The sequence below is a fragment of the Akkermansia sp. UNK.MGS-1 genome (assembly GCF_000980515.1).
Taxonomy (GTDB): domain Bacteria; phylum Verrucomicrobiota; class Verrucomicrobiia; order Verrucomicrobiales; family Akkermansiaceae; genus Akkermansia; species Akkermansia muciniphila.
The window spans coordinates 91,239-108,226 of the sequence record NZ_LBCB01000007.1; the positions used below are offsets into that span (position 1 = coordinate 91,239).

At 58.3% G+C, this 16,988-nt stretch carries 9 protein-coding genes and 1 pseudogene; 8 read left to right on the top strand and 2 right to left on the bottom strand.

Annotated features, from left to right (window positions below; genetic code table 11):
- The first annotated feature begins 540 nt into the window (after nucleotides 1–540).
- Genes gyrB through WW58_RS03295 form a run of 4 tightly spaced genes read left to right on the top strand, consistent with a single transcriptional unit; the run spans nucleotide 541 to nucleotide 7,711 of the window.
- On the top strand, nucleotides 541–3,099 hold the full coding sequence (gene gyrB / locus WW58_RS03280; protein WP_046435368.1) for a DNA topoisomerase (ATP-hydrolyzing) subunit B: 2,559 nt from the start codon (nucleotides 541–543) through the stop codon (nucleotides 3,097–3,099).
- Between the two features lie 23 nt (nucleotides 3,100–3,122).
- Nucleotides 3,123–5,744 (top strand): DNA gyrase subunit A, encoded by a 2,622-nt coding sequence (gene gyrA / locus WW58_RS03285; RefSeq protein WP_046435370.1) that lies wholly within the window; start codon nucleotides 3,123–3,125, stop codon nucleotides 5,742–5,744.
- Nucleotides 5,745–5,803: 59 nt separating this feature from the next.
- Nucleotides 5,804–6,436 (top strand): lactate utilization protein, encoded by a 633-nt coding sequence (locus tag WW58_RS03290; protein ID WP_046435481.1) that lies wholly within the window; start codon nucleotides 5,804–5,806, stop codon nucleotides 6,434–6,436.
- A gap of 3 nt (nucleotides 6,437–6,439) precedes the next feature.
- Nucleotides 6,440–7,711, top strand: a complete 1,272-nt coding sequence (locus tag WW58_RS03295; RefSeq protein WP_046435372.1) for a peptidase U32 family protein — start codon at nucleotides 6,440–6,442, stop codon at nucleotides 7,709–7,711.
- A gap of 68 nt (nucleotides 7,712–7,779) precedes the next feature.
- On the opposite strand, the pseudogene WW58_RS03300 reads toward WW58_RS03295, so the two are convergent.
- A pseudogene (locus WW58_RS03300) lies at nucleotides 7,780–8,004 on the bottom strand (hypothetical protein); the annotation flags it as partial.
- Between the two features lie 155 nt (nucleotides 8,005–8,159).
- Between WW58_RS03300 and WW58_RS03315 the strand changes: the two are divergent.
- From WW58_RS03315 to WW58_RS03330, 4 genes are all read left to right on the top strand, one after another.
- Complete coding sequence (locus WW58_RS03315; protein ID WP_146023980.1) at nucleotides 8,160–11,705, top strand: SUMF1/EgtB/PvdO family nonheme iron enzyme; 3,546 nt, start codon at nucleotides 8,160–8,162, stop codon at nucleotides 11,703–11,705.
- 14 nt (nucleotides 11,706–11,719) lie between these two features.
- Nucleotides 11,720–13,582 carry a PQQ-binding-like beta-propeller repeat protein gene (locus WW58_RS03320; RefSeq protein WP_102758928.1) on the top strand — a complete coding sequence of 621 codons (1,863 nt, stop codon included), beginning with the start codon at nucleotides 11,720–11,722 and terminating at the stop codon, nucleotides 13,580–13,582.
- Nucleotides 13,583–13,599: 17 nt separating this feature from the next.
- Nucleotides 13,600–14,724: a Rid family hydrolase gene (locus WW58_RS03325; protein ID WP_215833406.1), complete on the top strand. Its 1,125-nt coding sequence runs from the start codon at nucleotides 13,600–13,602 to the stop codon at nucleotides 14,722–14,724.
- Between the two features lie 79 nt (nucleotides 14,725–14,803).
- Nucleotides 14,804–15,187 carry a hypothetical protein gene (locus WW58_RS03330; protein WP_046435379.1) on the top strand — a complete coding sequence of 128 codons (384 nt, stop codon included), beginning with the start codon at nucleotides 14,804–14,806 and terminating at the stop codon, nucleotides 15,185–15,187.
- Nucleotides 15,188–15,337: 150 nt separating this feature from the next.
- On the opposite strand, the gene WW58_RS03335 is transcribed toward WW58_RS03330, so the two are convergent.
- Nucleotides 15,338–16,978, bottom strand: coding sequence for an NADPH-dependent assimilatory sulfite reductase hemoprotein subunit (locus WW58_RS03335; RefSeq protein ID WP_046435381.1), 1,641 nt, complete (start codon nucleotides 16,976–16,978; stop codon nucleotides 15,338–15,340).
- Nucleotides 16,979–16,988: the final 10 nt, after the last annotated feature.

Here is a 16,988-nt window from a genome sequence, read left to right on the forward strand (position 1 = left end):
AGCGTGCCGGTGGGAACGAAGGGAACCATCTACGTGAACGGGAACGCGGACATCCGTGACGGGTCCAGCTCGGTCAACGGAAGCGTCGGCTACCGCTACGACTTCTAAAAGAAAGAAAACCCAAGGAGAAGGCACCCCACCCACCCCCGAAAAGCCTTCCTCCTGGCCCTCCAGAGCCGTTCCGGAACAACTCCGGAACGGCTCTGTTGCCTGAGGAAAGCCTCTGGGGTCGCCCGGATGGGCCAAAAACAAAACAGCGGCAAGAAAAAAGAATACGCCGTCCCCACGGAAACCATGGCCCTTCTTCCCCTCGTCCCCTCCCGTGAAACGCCTCATCCTCTCCTCAAATCTGTAAAAACGCGCCAAATGTTTCCGAAAGCCCTCTCCGCTGTCCGGAGCCGGAAAAGAACGGAACGCGAGCAATAGGGCCTTTTTTATGCGATTTCAGCGGAATTTTGCAAGGCTAGGCCCTACGCGCGCGCACGCGTTTTATAATATTAGCCTTGCAAAAAATTAAGATAAGCGTAGTATATTTCGGTTATGTCCGAAGATACCAACGAGGTTGTTGAAACCACCGTTTCCACGACGGCGCAGCATGAATACGGCGCCGCGCAGATTGACAAACTGGAAGGCCTGGAGGCCGTGCGGAAGCGGCCCGGCATGTACATCGGGGACCCTGACGAACGAGGCTTGCACCATTGCGTATTTGAAGTGCTGGACAACTCCATTGACGAGCATCTGGCCGGCTATTGCAGCAAGATTGACATTGTCATTCATGTGGACGGTTCCATTTCCATCGTAGATAACGGGCGCGGCATTCCGGTGGATATCCACCCGAAGTTCGGCATTCCCGCCGTGGAGCTGGTTCTGACCAACCTGCACGCGGGCGGCAAATTCGGTCAGGGTGCGTACAAGTACTCCGGCGGCCTGCACGGTGTGGGCGCCAAATGCGTGAATGCCCTGTCCGACTGGTTCAAGGCGGAAGTGCGCCGGGACGGCAAGCGCTATCAGATCAAATTTGAGCGAGGCAAGACGGTGGAACCCCTCCGCACTGTAGGTTCCTGTGCCTGTGAAGTCACGGGAACCACGATCACGTTTTTCCCGGACGCCACCATTTTCACGGATACCACGGAGTTCAAGTTTGACCGCCTGACGACGCGCCTGCGGGAACTGGCTTTCCTGAATCCCGGCCTAGTCATTGAACTGATTGACGAGCGTGAAGCTCCGGCGCGCCGGGAAACGTTCTTCTATAAGGACGGCATTGTGGAGTTCGTTCGTCAGCTGGGCACGAACAAGGAAGTGATCAACGAGGACCCCATTTCCATTTCCGGCGTCCGGAAGGTGGAAGTGGAGTACGACGGCAAGAAGATGGAGGACGATGTTCTGGTGGACGTTGTGTTTCAGTACAACAACACGTATGAAACGAACATCCTTTGCTTTGCCAACTCCATTTACAACGGGGACGGGGGAACGCACCTTTCCGGGTTCCGCGGCGCCCTGACGCGCGTCATCAACGGTTACGCGAAGGCCAACGGCCTGCTGAAGGAAAAAGATCCCTCCCTGAGCGGCGAAGATGTTCGTGAAGGCCTGGTGGCGGTCATTTCCGTCAAGATGCCCAACCCGCGTTTCTCCTCCCAGACGAAGGACAAGCTGGTGAATACGGAGATTGAAGGCGTGGTGGGCAACGTCGTGTACGAGGAAATCAAGACGTACTTTGAAGAAAACCCGGCGATGGCCAAGAAGATCATTGAGAAGAGCATCACGGCCGCTCGTGCCCGGGAAGCCGCCCGCAAGGCGCGCGAAACAGTCCGCAAGAGCGCCCTCTCCATCGGCGGTCTGCCCGGCAAACTGGCAGACTGTTCCGACCGGGATCCCGCGAAGTGCGAGCTGTTCATTGTGGAAGGTGACTCCGCAGGCGGTTCCGCCAAGATGGGGCGCGACCGCCGCACGCAGGCTATCCTGCCCCTGCGCGGGAAAGTGCTGAACGTGGAAAAGGCCCGCCTGGACAAAGCCCTGGGAAGCAAGGAAATCCAGAACATGATTACGGCCATCGGCGCCGGAATCGGGGAAGGGGACGATGAAGCCTCCTTCAAACTGGACCGCGTGCGCTACCACAAAATCATCATCATGACTGATGCTGACGTGGACGGCGCCCACATCCGCACCCTTCTTCTCACTTTCTTCTGCCGCCACATGCCGCAGCTGGTGCGCGCCGGGTATCTGTACATCGCCCAGGCGCCCCTGTACCGCATCATCCGCAGGAAAAAGGAAGAGTACGTGCAGGATGACGTGGCCCTGAACCGCAAACTGATTGAACTGGCCGTCAATGACGTGACCCTGCGTTTCGCGGACGGTTCCCGTTCCTTCTCTCCCGAAGAGCTCTCCGCCATTCTGGAAACGCTGGTCAACCTCCAGCGTTATACGGAATCCATGCAGGCGCAGGGCGGTTCCCTGGAAGACCTGCTCAGCCACCGGGAGGCCAACGGGGAATTCCCGGAATTCCTGGTGAAGGTGCGCTGCGGCAATGAAGAGGAAATACTCTTCTTCCATGACATGGAGGCCCTGACCGCCTTTTCCGAGGAAAACAGGGACCTTTTCATCTTCGGCATGCCCTCGGAAGAGGAGCTGCTGGAAAATCCGCTTCCGGAACGGGAGGGGCCCAGCCGCCGTTCCATCACCCATGAACTGCATGAAGCCAAAGCCATCACGCGGGCCCTGGCCCGGCTGGCGGAACTGGGCATTCCGGGGAATATGATTGTCTCCATGGACACGCCCCTGTTTGAACTAGTGGAGGGTGAGGGGGACAAGGAAAAAGTAACTCCCCTGTTCTCCGTCATGGACATTCTGGAATCCGTCATCTCCATCGGCAAGCGCGGGGTGGAAATCACGCGATTCAAAGGGTTGGGTGAAATGGATGCCAAGGACCTGTTCAAGACGACGATGGACCCTGAACGGCGCGAGCTGCTCCGCGTCATCCTGAACGATGACAACGCCGTCAGGGCCGATGAAATGTTCACCATCCTGATGGGGGATGTGGTGGAACCCCGCAAGAATTACATCGTGGACCATGCCCTCAATGTCCGCAACCTTGACATTTAACCCCCGCACTCTCTTTCAGCACCATGGAAAATAATAGAATCAAACCGGTGGATGTAGCCAGTGAGCTCTCCACTTCTTTCCTGGACTACTCCATGTCCGTCATCATCTCCCGCGCCCTGCCGGACGTGAGAGACGGCCTCAAACCTTCCCAGCGGCGCATCCTGTACGCCATGAAGGAACTCAATCTGTCCCCTGGGGGCAAGACCCGCAAATGCTCCAAAATCGTGGGCGACACGATGGGTAACTACCACCCTCACGGGGATGCCGCCATTTACGGCACCCTGGTGAACATGGCGCAGGACTGGTCCATGCGGGATATTCTCGTGATCGGCCAGGGCAACTTCGGCACGCCGGACGGAGACCCCCCCGCCGCTGCCCGATACACGGAAGCCAAGCTCTCCGGTATGGGCGTGGCCCTGATGGCGGATTTGGACAAGGACACCGTGGATTTTGTTCCCACATACGACAATGAACACACGGAACCCACCGTGTTCCCCTCCGCTTTCCCAAACCTTCTGGTGAACGGCGGCACGGGGATTGCCGTGGGGATGGCCACCAACATGCCTCCGCACAACCTGGGGGAAGTGGTGGACGGCATTTGCGCCGTGATTGACAATCCCCACATGACTGTGGAAGAGCTGCGCCAGTACATCAAGGGGCCGGATTTTCCCACCGGGGGCGACGTGCTGGGCTTTTCAGGCATTGACAACTACTTCCGCACCGGGCGCGGCTCCGTGCGCATCCGCGGCAAGATAGATATGGAAGTAACGGATTCCGGCAAGGATCTTCTCATCATCCGGGAAGTGCCGTATGGCGTGAACCGCGCCGCCCTTCAGGAACGCATTGCGGAACTGTACAAGGATAAAATCCTGACGGATATTTCCGGCATCCGTGACCTTTCCGATGAGAAAACCTGCATTGAAATCGAGCTGAAGCGGGATGCCCGCCCGCAGGTGGTCATGAACCAGCTTTACAAGCTCACCTCCATGGAAACTTCCTTTGCGGTGAATATGCTGGCGATTCATGACAACCGCCCCAAGACGCTCGCCATGATGGACGCCATCAACTTCTATATCGAGCACCGCCGCGAGGTGGTCGTGCGCCGCACGCGCTATCTGCTGGGGGATGCGGAGAAGGATGCCGAGCGCCTGGAAGCCTTCCTGCTGGCCCTGCACCACATGGATGACTTCATTTCCATTATCCGGGATTCCAAAAACCGGGATGAAGCCCGTGAACGCCTGCAGAATTACACATTCTCCACGCAGACGGCGGAAAGCCTGGGCATCCTGATCCGTTCCCAGGCCTCCATCCAGGGGGACCGCTACGTCTTCACGGAACGTCAGGTGAACTCCATCCTGGATCTGCGCCTGTACCAGTTGACCGCCTTGGAAAACGACAAGATTTCCGGGGAATACGCGGAACTGCTGGTCCGCATCAAGGACTACCTGGATATTCTGGCGAACGAATCCCGCGTGCTGGGCATTGTAAAGGACGAACTGAAGGCGATTAAGGACAAGTACGCCACGCCGCGCGTCACGCGCATCATTCCCTTCTCCGGGGATATGGCCATTGAGGATCTCATCCCGAATGACACGATGATCGTCACCATCACGCACAGCGGCTACATCAAGCGCACCAACTCCGCGGAATACCGCGTGCAGGCGCGCGGGGGCAAGGGCGTGAAGGCTGCCACTACCAGGGGAGCCAAAAAGGATGCGGAAGCGGACTTTATCGAACACCTGTTCGCCGCCCAGAACCACGACTACCTGATGTTCTTTACGAACACCGGGCGCGTGTACGTGGACCGCGTGTATGAGATTGACGAAGCGGCGCGCAGCGCGCAGGGCCGCAATATCAAGAACCTGCTGGATCTCCAGCCGGAAGAAGCCATCGCTGCCATCCTGCGCCTGGAACGCCGGGTGGATGAAAAAGGCAATGACATTACCTTTGCGGAAGGCAGCGGCAATGTTGTTTTCGCCACGAAGGACGGCACGGTGAAGAAAACCAGCCTGAACGATTTCGCCAACTATCGCAAGGCCGGCATCATTGCCATTAATCTGGAGGAAGGCAACAGTCTGGTGAACGCGGAACTTACCAGCGGGGCCGATGAAATCGTGCTCGTCACGCATGACGGCATGAGCATCCGCTTCCCGGAAGAAGATCTGCGTACGCAGGGCCGCAACACCATCGGCGTTCGCGGCATCCGCCCGCGGGCGGGGGACTACGTTGTGGCCCTGGCCATTGTGGACCCGCAGAAAACCCTGCTGGTGGCTTCTGAAAACGGCCTCGGCAAGCGCACTTCCTTTGATGAATACCGCACGCAGGGCCGCGGCGGCACCGGCATCAAGACCATGAACTGCACGGATAAGACCGGCAAGGTGGTTTCCGCCACGGTCGTGTCCGACGAGGACGAACTGATGCTGATGACCACGGCCGGACAATCCGTCCGCATCAAGGTGGCGACCGTGCGTGAAACGGGTCGCGCCACCCAGGGCGTGAAGCTCATGACGCTGAATGAGGGCGAATCCATCCAGGACATTTCCATCGTCATTCCCGATGATGAAGATGAAGAAGCCCCGGCGGAAACGGAAGACGCGGGAGTCGGGGAAGTGTCCGGTGAAATGGAAGCTCCGGCGGAAGAGTAACATCCAGGTTTTCCTGCTCCGGCGTCATGCCGGAGCAGGGGGCTTCATGGGCCGTTTTTATGGAAGACCCCCTTTCATTGGAGCAATGTGCCGGACGTCTGGAACGGCGTGGATTTCGGAGTTTTGTAGTGCCGGGCCTGAGGGAGGCTGCGGAGGTGATGCGCGGCCTGGTGCGGGAGTTCAGGCCGTCGTCCGCTTCCTATGGGGATTCCATGACCCTGAAGGCTGCGGGCATTCTTGATGACCTGCACTCCAATCCGGACATTCAGTTCTATGACGGCTTTGTTCCGGGCATGGTGCGGGAGGAGAAATGGGAAATCCGCCGCCAGGGCATGACGGCGGACCTGTTTTTAACCGGCGTCAATGCCGTCAGCATGGAAGGGACCCTGCACTGGGTGGACATGGTGGGCAACCGTGTGGCTCCGGTGGCATTCGGACCCCGGCGTGTCATTTTGCTGGCCGGTTCCAACAAGCTGGTGGCCACGCCGGCAGAGGCCCGGGAACGCATCCGCCGCATTGCGCCCCTGAACGCCAGGCGGCATGAAGGGTTCAGGACTCCCTGCATGCACACCGGAATCTGCGCGGATTGTAATTCCCCGGACCGCCTGTGCAATATTCACATGTCCATTGTTAAATGCTTTCCCAAGGGAAGAATTTCCGTCATTCTGATGGAAGAACCCGGAGGACTTTGACCCATGCCTTTTCAAAACCGGATAGAAATCATGGCCCCGGCGGGGTCGTTTGAATCTCTGGAGGCCGCCTTGCAGGGCGGAGCGGACTCCGTGTACTTCGGAGTAGGAAAGCTGAACATGCGTTCCCGCGCCACAGTCAATTTTTCGGAAGAAGATTTGCCGGAAATCGTCGAGCGCTGCCATGAGGCGGGCGCCAAAGCTTATCTGACACTGAATATCATTGTGTACGATGAAGAGCTGGAGGCGGTGCATGCCCTGTGCGACGCCGCCCGGAAAGCCGGTGTGGATGCCGTCATCGCTTCCGACCTGGCGGTGATTTCTTATGCGCGTTCCATTGGGCTGGAAGTCCATATGTCCGTGCAGGCCAATGTCTGCAACATGGCCTCCGTCAAATTTTACGCGCAGTACGCGGATGTGGTGGTGCTGGCCCGGGAACTCACCCTGGCGCAAATCAGGCATATTATTGAATCCATCCGGAAGGAGGGCGTGAAAGGCCCCTCCGGGGAGCTGCTGCGGGTGGAAATTTTCGCCCATGGGGCGTTATGCGTGGCCGTGTCCGGCAAATGCCACATGAGCCTGGCGGCCTACAACTCCTCCGCCAACCGGGGGGCCTGCTTCCAGAACTGCCGCCGCGCCTACCGCGTGACGGATGAGGAAACGGGCAATGAACTGGTGATAGACAACAAATACGTGATGTCTCCCAAGGACCTGTGCACCATTCCGGTGCTGGACCAGCTTCTGGACGCGGGCGTTTCCGTGCTGAAGCTGGAAGGGCGCGGCCGTTCCTCGGATTACGTCAGGACGGTTACCTCCGTGTACCGGGAAGCCGCGCGGGCATGCCAGGACGGAACCTTTTCCGCGGACAGGGCGGAAGCGTGGATGAAACGGCTGGAATCCGTTTTCAACCGGGGATTCTGGCAAGGCGGCTATTACCTGGGCGTGAAGTGGGGGGAATGGAGCGGTTCCGCCAACAGCCGCGCTGTCCTGTTGAAGATCCACATTGCCAGGGTAGAGAACTTTTATAAGAAGAACGGGGTGGCGGCCCTGTTCCTGGAAGCCGGCGGCCTGTCCGCGGGGCAGACCATCCTCATAACAGGCCCCACTACGGGAGCCGTCCGCATGGAAGTGGCAGCCATGCGGAGGGAGACGGCAGAGGGCATGGAGCCCGTAAAAGCCGCTCAAAAGGGAGAAACCGTCTATCTGGCGGTTCCCGAACAGGTGCGCCGCCGGGACAAGGTGTACCTGCTGCGCCCCCGGATGCTGGAGGATGCCTGAATGTCCGGTTGTCCCTTTCTTCCTCTGCCTGCCTTTTCCAAAGACCGGGAATCGACGGCAGGATGATTTTAATTTTGCCGTTTCCTGCCCGGCTGGGCCGGCGGGGCGTCCGGCTTCAGCAGGGGGAGCTGGCTGAGCATGTTTCTGATCTTGATCGTCAGGCGCGGCATCGGCTCGGCTATCGTGAGGGCTGCCACTTCATAACGGGCGGCGATGTCGTTGATCAGACGGACCACTTCATGGAGTTTCATTCCTCCCGGTTCCTCTTCCACTCCCGCGATGATTTCAGCCGGGGTCTTTTGAAATTCACGTTTGGCTTCCGGTCTAGAAATCCGAATCAATTAAGTTATTCATTCATTGTCTGACGTTTGAGAGAAAATGCCGTAAAGTAGTCTTCCTATTGAATGAAAAAGAATTTCCCTGGCGTATTATTTTAAAACCGTATGCCATGCCTGATTATATTTCCTTTCTGCGTCTTTTTTCATGTTCCTGCGCCTTGCTGGGCGCAGGAATGCTCCACGCTTCCGGTTTGCAGCCCTGGTTGCGGGAGCTGGCCGTAATCCCTCCTGCGCCTTCCGCGAAAGAAAAGGATGCATGGATGCGGCAGGTGTGGACGCGGACGGCGGAGTATGCTGCTTCCCTTTCCGAGCCTGCTGCCGCTGACGATTGCGGGGATGCGATGGTTTTGCTGGTTCCCGTATTTCAGGCGTGGCCCGACGGGAAGGCAGCCGGCGCCGCGCTGGCGGAAATTCTTTCCGTTCCGGCAGAGAGTATTGGAGCCGTTTCTTCCTGGGATGACCTGGTTAAGCATCAGGAAGCCATTCAGGAACGAGTCCGTTTCCTCAGGCTGAAGAAGCTGGCGTCCTATTATGACTCTGCGGCCATCCGCCGCGCGGTGAAGAGAAACCGGGACAAGTACGGGGAACGGTACGCCGGTGCGGAAGGTTTCCTGGCGCGGCTGGATGAGTGGGAGAAGGAGCTGGGGCCTCTGGACCGGTGGGTGGAGCAGGCCGGGCCGGGACAGGCGGCCCTGCTGCGGGAGATGGTGGATCTGCGGAGAAAAGCCCTGATTGATGCCCTGCCGGAACAGAACGGCCTGAAGGCATGGGTGAGCGTGCGGCGTTTCAATCCGTCCGGGAAAAGTTCTTTCAATCATGACCGTCCGGCGAACTGGCAGGGTATTTCCAGCATGCCGGGGCCCGGGCGCAAATACCGCAGCGGCATTGTGAAATTTAACGGGGTTTCCTCTTCTTCCCCTGTGGAGCAGCTGCTGGCGGACGACCGCTGGGTCGGGCATCTGGATGTTGATTTTTCCGGGGAGAAGCTCATGTTCACCGGGAACGGATTCGGAAAGAAGGAAAACAGGCCATGGGACGTGTTTGAGCTGGATTTGAAAACCGGGAAAAAGGAATCCCTTACCGCGCATATGCCGGCGGATACGGACAGCTATAATTCCTGCTACCTGCCGGACGGCCGGATTATTTTCGTCAATACTTCCGGCATGCAGGGGGTGCCCTGCGTGGCCGGGGTGGATTACGTGGGCAACCTCCACCTTTACGACCGGGAAAAGAAAACGACCCGCCGGCTTACCTTTGACCAGGACAATAACTGGTTCCCCACCATGCTGCCGGACGGCAGGGTGATGTTCCTGCGCTGGGAGTACACGGAAAGCGCCCACTATTTCAGCCGTGTGCTGATGCACATGAATCCGGACGGCAGCGACCAGAAGGAATACTATGGTTCCAACTCCTACTGGCCCAACAGCTTGTTCAACGCACGGCCCCTCCCCGGCAGGCCGGGCATGTTTGCGGGCATTGTCAGCGGGCATCATGGAGTCAAGAGATTGGGGGAACTGGTCCTCTTTGACGTGAACAGGGGGCGCACCGCCACGGAGGGTGCCGTTCAGAAGATTCCGGGGTATGGAAAGCCTGTGGAGAACGTGACCAAAGATCAGCTGGTGCAGGGATTGAAGACTCCTTATTTCGCAGGACCTTATCCTTTGAATGACGAGTGTTTTCTGGCCGTTTCCTCCCCTTCCGGCGACCAGGGCGTGACCAATGTGGTCTGGTGCGACATATACGATAACATCGTTCCTCTCACGGCCTCCTCCTACTTCGTCTATGCAGACCCCGCGCCCCTGGGGCCACGCAAAAAACCGCCCGTGCTGCATGACCGGGTGAAGACGGAAAGCAAGACGGCTACGGTTTATATTTCCGACGTGTACCGGGGCCGCGCCATGGCCGGAGTGCCCAGAGGGGAAGCCAGGGCCCTGCGCGTGTTTATGTCCGAGTACAGCCCCCGCAATACGGGAAGCCACTATGCCATGGGCATGGAAAGCAACTGGGACTTGAAAGTGCTGTACGGCACCGTGCCCGTGAATCCTGACGGTTCCGCCATCTTCACGGCTCCCGCCTGTCAGCCTCTGACGCTTCAGGTGCTGGACGGGGAGGGGCGCGCCCTGGCGCTGATGCGGAGCTGGTTTACCGCCATGCCGGGGGAAACGCTCAGCTGCATCGGCTGCCATGAACGGCAGAACTGCGCTCCCCCCGCCAGGACCGTCATGGCTTCCCGCCAGAAACCCGCTCCTATCGTTCCATGGTACGGTCCGGCGCGCACTTTCTCCTTCATGAATGAAGTGCAGCCCGTACTGGATCGCCATTGCATACGCTGCCACACAGCGGAAAGCAAGGCCCGTGGAGGAGTGCCGGATTTCATGACATTGGAGGCCGTCAAGGGGGCTCCCGCCCCCGGTTCCGTCTCTTATTGGAACCTGCACCCCTATGTGCGCCGCAATGGCCCGGAGGGGAACTATCTGGGGCTGGCCCCCACGGAGTTTTTCGCGGATACGTCGGAGCTTTACCAGCTCCTTAAAAAAGGCCACCATGGCGTGGACATGCCGCAGGAGGACTGGAACCGCCTGGTCACGTGGATGGACATGAACGCCCCTTATCTGGGCGAATGGCCGGGAGAGCGCAATGAAGGGCTGCTGAAACGCCGTTATGACCTGCACGGCAGATTTTCAAGAGCGGAACGTAATTACGTGACGATGAAGGATTCCCTGTTCCGGAGAAGCGGCGGCGGTTCCATCCCTGACGCCGGGAACTCCATTACCCGCGCCGGAGAAAAGAGCGTTCCCGTTCCGGAACCGCGAAATGAAACGCTGACTGTGGATTTGGGGGACGGCGTGAACATGACGTTCCGCCGCATTCCCGCAGGGAAGTTCAGGATGGGGAATGAACGGGAAACACCGGCGGAACGTCCTGTTTCCACGGTGGGGATTGAAAGGCCGTTCTGGATGGGAGAGGCGGAAGTGACGCTGGAACAATACCGCCGCTTCGACCCGGAGTATGCTAACGGATGGTATGACATGCATTACAAGGATCAGGTGAAGCCCGGCTACGACATGGATGCCGATCCGCGTTTTCCCGTCATCCGGGTGCCTTGGGCCCGGGCCATGGAATTTTGCCGCTGGCTTTCCGGGAAAACCGGGAAAAAAGTGACCTTGCCTACGGAAGCGCAGTGGGAATACGCGGCCAGGGGGGGCGCGGATACGGATTTCTTCTTCGGGGAACGGGATGCGGATTTTTCCGCGTATGCCAACCTGGGGGACGTGACGCTGAAGGAGCTGGCCGTTTCCGGCGTGGATCCCAAGCCGATTAAAAATCCCAACCGTTTCTGGGACTTCGTGCCGAGGGATGAAACATACAATGACGGAAAGCTTCACCTGGCCCCCGTCAAGAGTTACAAGCCGAATGCCTACGGATTGTACGACATGATCGGCAATGCCGCGGAATGGACCCGTTCCGAATACAGGCCCTATCCCTGGAAGGAAGGGGACGGACGCAATGAAAGCCTGGATTCCCGTGTTCCCCGTGCGGTGCGCGGCGGTTCCTGGTATGACCGTCCCAGACGGGCCACATCCTCCTGGCGCTGGGGATATCCCGGCTGGCGTCCGGTGTACAACGTGGGGTTCCGGGTGATCATAGAAGACTGATTGTTGAAATTGCCATGAAACTGACAAAAATGTTCCGCGTCTCTGCGACTGTTCTTGGCTGTCTGCTGGTCCTCATTTCATGCAGGCAGGGGGAGGATGCCGCTTCCAGCCCTCTGGCTCCGGTGGATGTGAAGGTCGTTAATCACCTGGTTGCTGTGCTGGGGCATGAGAGCCGCGTGCTGGAACTGGTGGACCCTGCTTCCGGGGAAAAGGTGAAAAGCATCCGGCTGGCCCAGCCTCCCAACGGCATGGCCGTGGATGGCGCGACGGTTTATGTGGCGGAGGGGGGAGCGCGCGGAGTGGTGGAAGTAGTGGACCTGGAAAGCGGGGAATTGAAGCGTTCTTTTCCTGCCGGGCATACGCCCATGTCTCCTGTGCTGCGGGAAGGGAAGCTGTATGTGGCCTGCCGGTTTGATTCCCGCGTGCTGGAAATGGACGCCGCTGCCGGAACCGTGCTGAATTCCTGGAATGTCCCCCGTGAACCCGTAGTGCTGGCCGTTTCTCCGGACGGCAGGAAAATCTGGGCTGCCGGCCATTTGCCGGCCGGGGCTGCGGACGGGGATTTCACGGCTGCCGCGCTGACTCTGGTGGAAGACGGAAAAGCTGTCCATTTCCCGCTTTCCAACGGGACGCAGGGCGTGCGCGGCATGGCGATAAGCCCGGATGGACGTTATCTGGCCGTGGCGCATGTATTGAGCCGGTACCAGGCGCCTACCACGCAGCTGGACCGCGGCTGGATGAATACGAATGCCGTGACGGTTATCAATACGGACGAGCCGGACAAGCCTCATCCCGTTCTGCTGGATGACCCGGATGCGGGGGCGGCCAACCCGTGGGGCGTTTCTTTTTCCGGAGATGGCGGAAAACTGTTCGTGACGCATGCGGGGACGCATGAACTCTCCGTAATTGATTTCCCGGCCCTGCTGGAGCGCATGAAGCGGGAAGACCGGAGCAATGAGCCGGTTTCCGAAAGGCTTGGTTTCCTGCACGGTCTCCGCGCCCGGATCGCTCTGCCCTTGAACGGCCCGCGCTCCGTGGCCTCCGATGGGAAAAACGTTTATGTGGCCGGCTATTTTTCTGATTCTCTGGCGGAAATCTCCCTGAAGGATGCCCGCAAATCCAGGGCAATTCCCCTGAATGCCCCATTCCGGCCTTCCCGGGAAAAACTGGGGGAACGGTATTTTAATGACGCTTCCCATTGCTTCCAGGGGTGGCAGAGCTGCGCCACCTGCCACCCGGACGGCCGGGTGGACGGCCTGAACTGGGATCTGCTGAATGACGGCATGGGCAACCCGAAAAATACGCGCACCATGTTCCTTTCCCACCGGACGAGCCCGGTGATGACGCTGGGCGTCCGCGCCTCTGCGGAAGTGGCCGTGACGGCGGGTTTTGTGCACATCCAGTTTCTGGAACCTTCCGGTGAATTGGCGGAATGCGTGAATGCATACCTGAAAAACATGAAGGAAGTTCCCAGCCCGTTCCTGGTGGCTCATCTCCCTTCCAAACAGCAGACAGGGGGGGAGGGGTGCGCCCAGTGCCATGCTCCCGGCGTGGAACGGGGGGCTTTGTCCGAATCTGCCCGGAGGGGCAGGGAAGTGTTTAAAACAGCCGGGTGCGTGCGGTGCCACCCCCATCCTTACTTCACTAACAAGGAACTGGTGGCCACGGGGACGGCCACGGGGCTGGATGAAGGTAAAAGCGTTCTGGTGCCTTCCCTGGTGGAAGTGTGGCGGACCGCCCCTTACCTGCACGACGGCCGTGCGAAGACGATACGGGAAGCCATCACGACATGCAATCCGGGGGATCTCCGCGGGAAGACGAGTTCCCTGAATAACCGTGAACTGGAGGATTTGATCAATTACGTGCAGTCCCTGTAAAGGGGCGGGAGGTCATCATGACGGCGAAGGTACCTGAACGACTGGAATGGTCCGGAACAAACGGGGCGGAAGAACGCTTTTTCTGCATGACGGCGGAGCCGGGCGCGAGTTTTGAGGAAGAACTGCGTTCCCTGATGGCCAGGTACCGCAATCTGGGGGGCGGGGAAGAAGATGAATTCCTGCTGCGTTTCCATGTCAGCGACCCGGTGCGCCAGTCGGCTCCGCTGCGGAGGATAACAGGAGAACGGAATTCTTATGTTTCCATAGTTGGACAGCCCCCTGCGAACGGGGCCCGCGTGGCTCTGGAAGCCTGGCACATCGGCGGAATGCTGGGAAAAAGGCGTAGGGCGGAGCAGGGCGGAACGGTCGTGGAAGCCCTCCGCACGCATTACCGGCTGTTTCTGGCGGGCAAAGGGGAATTCTCCGCCCCGGACAGCTGCGGCCAGATGCGAGAGGAATTCCGCTGGCTGGACCGGATTGCCGCCTTACAGGGGGGAGCCGTGCCGGATTTGGTTCACCGCACCTGGATTTATTGCCGGGATATTGACAACAACTACCGGGGATTGGTGGAAGGCCGCAACGGATGCTTTGACCGTTACGGGCTGACGCCGGAGAGCCATTTCATCGCCAGTACCGGTATTGAAGGCTGTACGGATCTGCCGGGCCGCCTGCTGCATATGGACAGTCTGGGCATCGCGGGGCTGGAGCTTGGGCAGGTCCGGTACATGGAAGCGCCGGACTACCTGTCCCCCACGCATGTGTACCGGGTGGCCTTTGAGCGAGGCGTCCGCATCGTGTACGGAGACCGCTCCCATTATTTCCTTTCCGGCACCGCCAGTATTGACGCGGAGGGAAACATTGTCCATCCGGGGGACGTGGTGGGCCAGACGGCCCGCACCCTGGAAAACATGAGCGCCCTGATGGAAAGGAGCGGGGGAAGCCTGTCTGACCTGAAGCAGGCCGTAGTGTACCTGCGCGACTGGGCGGACCGGGAAACGGTTCGGAACCGACTGATGGACTCTCCGTTGGCTGCGGTGCCGCATGTGATGCTGAAAGCCCCTGTCTGCCGCCCCGGCTGGCTGGTGGAAATAGACGGAATAGCCGTCAATGGAGCCGGAGAACCTGCCTTTGCCCCATTGTAAATTCTGCCGTTCCAGGAACCGCGGCGCGCGGGCGATTTCCCTTGTTATCCTATGCACGGAAATGGTATCATGAAAGCGCATGACCTATCGCCTTAATACGGACCGTCTGGTATTTCTTTCCGTGCTGTTGTGGGTGTTGTTGCCGCCGGGCGTTTTTGCCTGGGAAGGTAATCCGCCGAGTCCGGATAATGTGCGGTGGCTGGAGCAGTTCTGTTCCAGCTACGTGCAGTTTCTGGCCCTGGGCGGCGTGTTGTGCGCGGTGATCGGTTTTGTGTGCGCCGTCCTGGTCTGGCTGGTGCATCGTCTGGACTGGGCGCGGAGTTTGAAAATCAGCGTGCTGTTTGTCATGTCCATCCTGTGCCTGGTTTTGTATGGCGGCTCGCTTTCCTTTGCCGTGTTTTATCTTCCCCTGGCCCTGATTAACCCCGCCGTGTATTGTTTCAGCGTTAGCAGGGTGGAATGAGAGTTCCTGGCGGCGACGGAGGGATGTTTTTCCTGGGGGGGGAGAAGAGTCTTCATAATTTTATTTTTGGCGTATCTTTTTGATTTTCAAAGATAGCAGGATTTGCCCCGGAGCCGTCCGCGGCAAAAACGGCTCCGGGTGTTTATGCTTTTATAAAGATTGCGGATGTAATGCGCGGATGCTCCAGTCACCGAATCCTTCCCCCTGGTTGCGTTCCGCCGCAAAACGTGCAAATACTGGTCGGAGCACGTCTGCGATTTCCTTTACGGGTACAGATTCCTGATAGATGAAGCCCAGCCTGTCTCCTCTTCTGGAACCGCCCATCCAGATATTGTACTTGCCCGGACCTCTGCCGACGAAAGCCAGTTCTGCCAGATATGGTCTGGAGCATCCGTTGGGACACCCGGTCATGCGGATGGAAATGTCTTCGTCCCATAGCCCCAGTTCTTTTAACTGCGGTTCCAGTTCATCCACCAGTTTTGGAAGCAGCCTTTCGGAGTCTGTAAGGGCCTGCGGGCAAAATGGCAGGCTGGTACAGGCGGAGGAATTGCGCCTGAGCCCCGAATCGTTGGGGAGAAGATTGTACTTCCCAATGATGGATTTGATTTGCTCGGCAGTATCCGGTGTGATGCCGTCAATGACCAGATTCTGATTACCTGTGATGAAAAAATCTCCTTGATGAATGGAAGCTATTTCATGAAAAGCGGTTTTGAGCTGTTGCCTGTTTGAATTCTGGATGCGGCCTCCTTCAATTTCAATGGTCTGGCGGCCAGGAACATCTGCGGCGTCTCCGTTCGTAGATAATGAAAAAGGTCTGGCCGCTTGAAGCGGAAATGGAAGGCGTGTTGCAAGTTCGTTAGTGAACCAGTCCAGCCCTTTGCCGGCAATGGTGTACCTGAGCCGGGATGTTTTTCTGTTGCAGCGGGTGCTGAATTCTTTATGGATCAAAAGCACCTGCCGGGCTACTTCCTCCACCTGCTCCGGGAAACAGAATCCGATAATATCCGCAAGGCGGGGGAAAGAACCGGGATTGCCGTAAGCATAGCCCATTCCTCCGCCGGCCAGGATGTCATATCCCAGGAGTTTTCCCTCTTTTTCAATAGCCACGAAGCTCAGGTCCTGGGCGTACACATCCACATCATTTTCCGGGGGAAGCGTAAAAGCGATTTTAAATTTGCGCGGCAAATAGCCGGGACCGTACAAAGGCTCTTCTTCCGCGCCCGAGTAGATCCGTTTGGCATCCAGCCATATTTCATGATAGGCGTGCGTCTGCGGTTCCAGTTTTCGGGAGAGTTCCCGGGCTTGATTGAAGACTGTCTCATGGATGCCGGAATCTTCCGGGTGCAGAGAAACCATGACATTGCGCGTGGCGTCCCCACTGGCGGCAATCGTGGTGATGGCCGCGTGGTGGATATCTTTCATGGTCTGTTTCAAGTCCTGTTTGACGACTCCGTGGATTTGAATGGCCTGGCGTGTCGTAAGTTTAAGGGTGCCGTTGCCGAATTGGTCGCTTAGCGTTTCCGCGGCCAGCCATTGGCTGGGCGTCATGCGGCCCCCGGGGAGGCGCAGCCTCAACATGAATAACCAGTTTCTTTCCTGTCCGTTTTTCTTCCGGATAAGCCGTTCATCCCGGTTATCCTGCTGGGTAATCCCGTGAAATTTCAAAAGAAATTCTTCTTCGGACGGGAAATGGGTAATGCTGTCGTCATGGAGGAGGTCAGAGATGTTTCCTCTGAGGAAATCGCTTTCCTCCTTGATTCGTTCGTTGGATGTGTATCCTTCTTTAGTCATGATATTTTCT

What these genes read in the sequence shown, in the direction of transcription:
- gyrB (WP_046435368.1), top strand. Translation starts at nt 541, where the DNA reads ATGTCCGAAGATACCAACGAGGTTGTTGAAACCACCGTTTCCACGACG.
- gyrA (WP_046435370.1), top strand. Translation starts at nt 3,123, where the DNA reads ATGGAAAATAATAGAATCAAACCGGTGGATGTAGCCAGTGAGCTCTCC.
- WW58_RS03290 (WP_046435481.1), top strand. Translation starts at nt 5,804, where the DNA reads ATGGAAGACCCCCTTTCATTGGAGCAATGTGCCGGACGTCTGGAACGG.
- WW58_RS03295 (WP_046435372.1), top strand. Translation starts at nt 6,440, where the DNA reads ATGCCTTTTCAAAACCGGATAGAAATCATGGCCCCGGCGGGGTCGTTT.
- WW58_RS03315 (WP_146023980.1), top strand. Translation starts at nt 8,160, where the DNA reads ATGCCTGATTATATTTCCTTTCTGCGTCTTTTTTCATGTTCCTGCGCC.
- WW58_RS03320 (WP_102758928.1), top strand. Translation starts at nt 11,720, where the DNA reads ATGAAACTGACAAAAATGTTCCGCGTCTCTGCGACTGTTCTTGGCTGT.
- WW58_RS03325 (WP_215833406.1), top strand. Translation starts at nt 13,600, where the DNA reads ATGACGGCGAAGGTACCTGAACGACTGGAATGGTCCGGAACAAACGGG.
- WW58_RS03330 (WP_046435379.1), top strand. Translation starts at nt 14,804, where the DNA reads ATGACCTATCGCCTTAATACGGACCGTCTGGTATTTCTTTCCGTGCTG.
- WW58_RS03335 (WP_046435381.1), bottom strand. Translation starts at nt 16,978, where the DNA reads ATGACTAAAGAAGGATACACATCCAACGAACGAATCAAGGAGGAAAGC.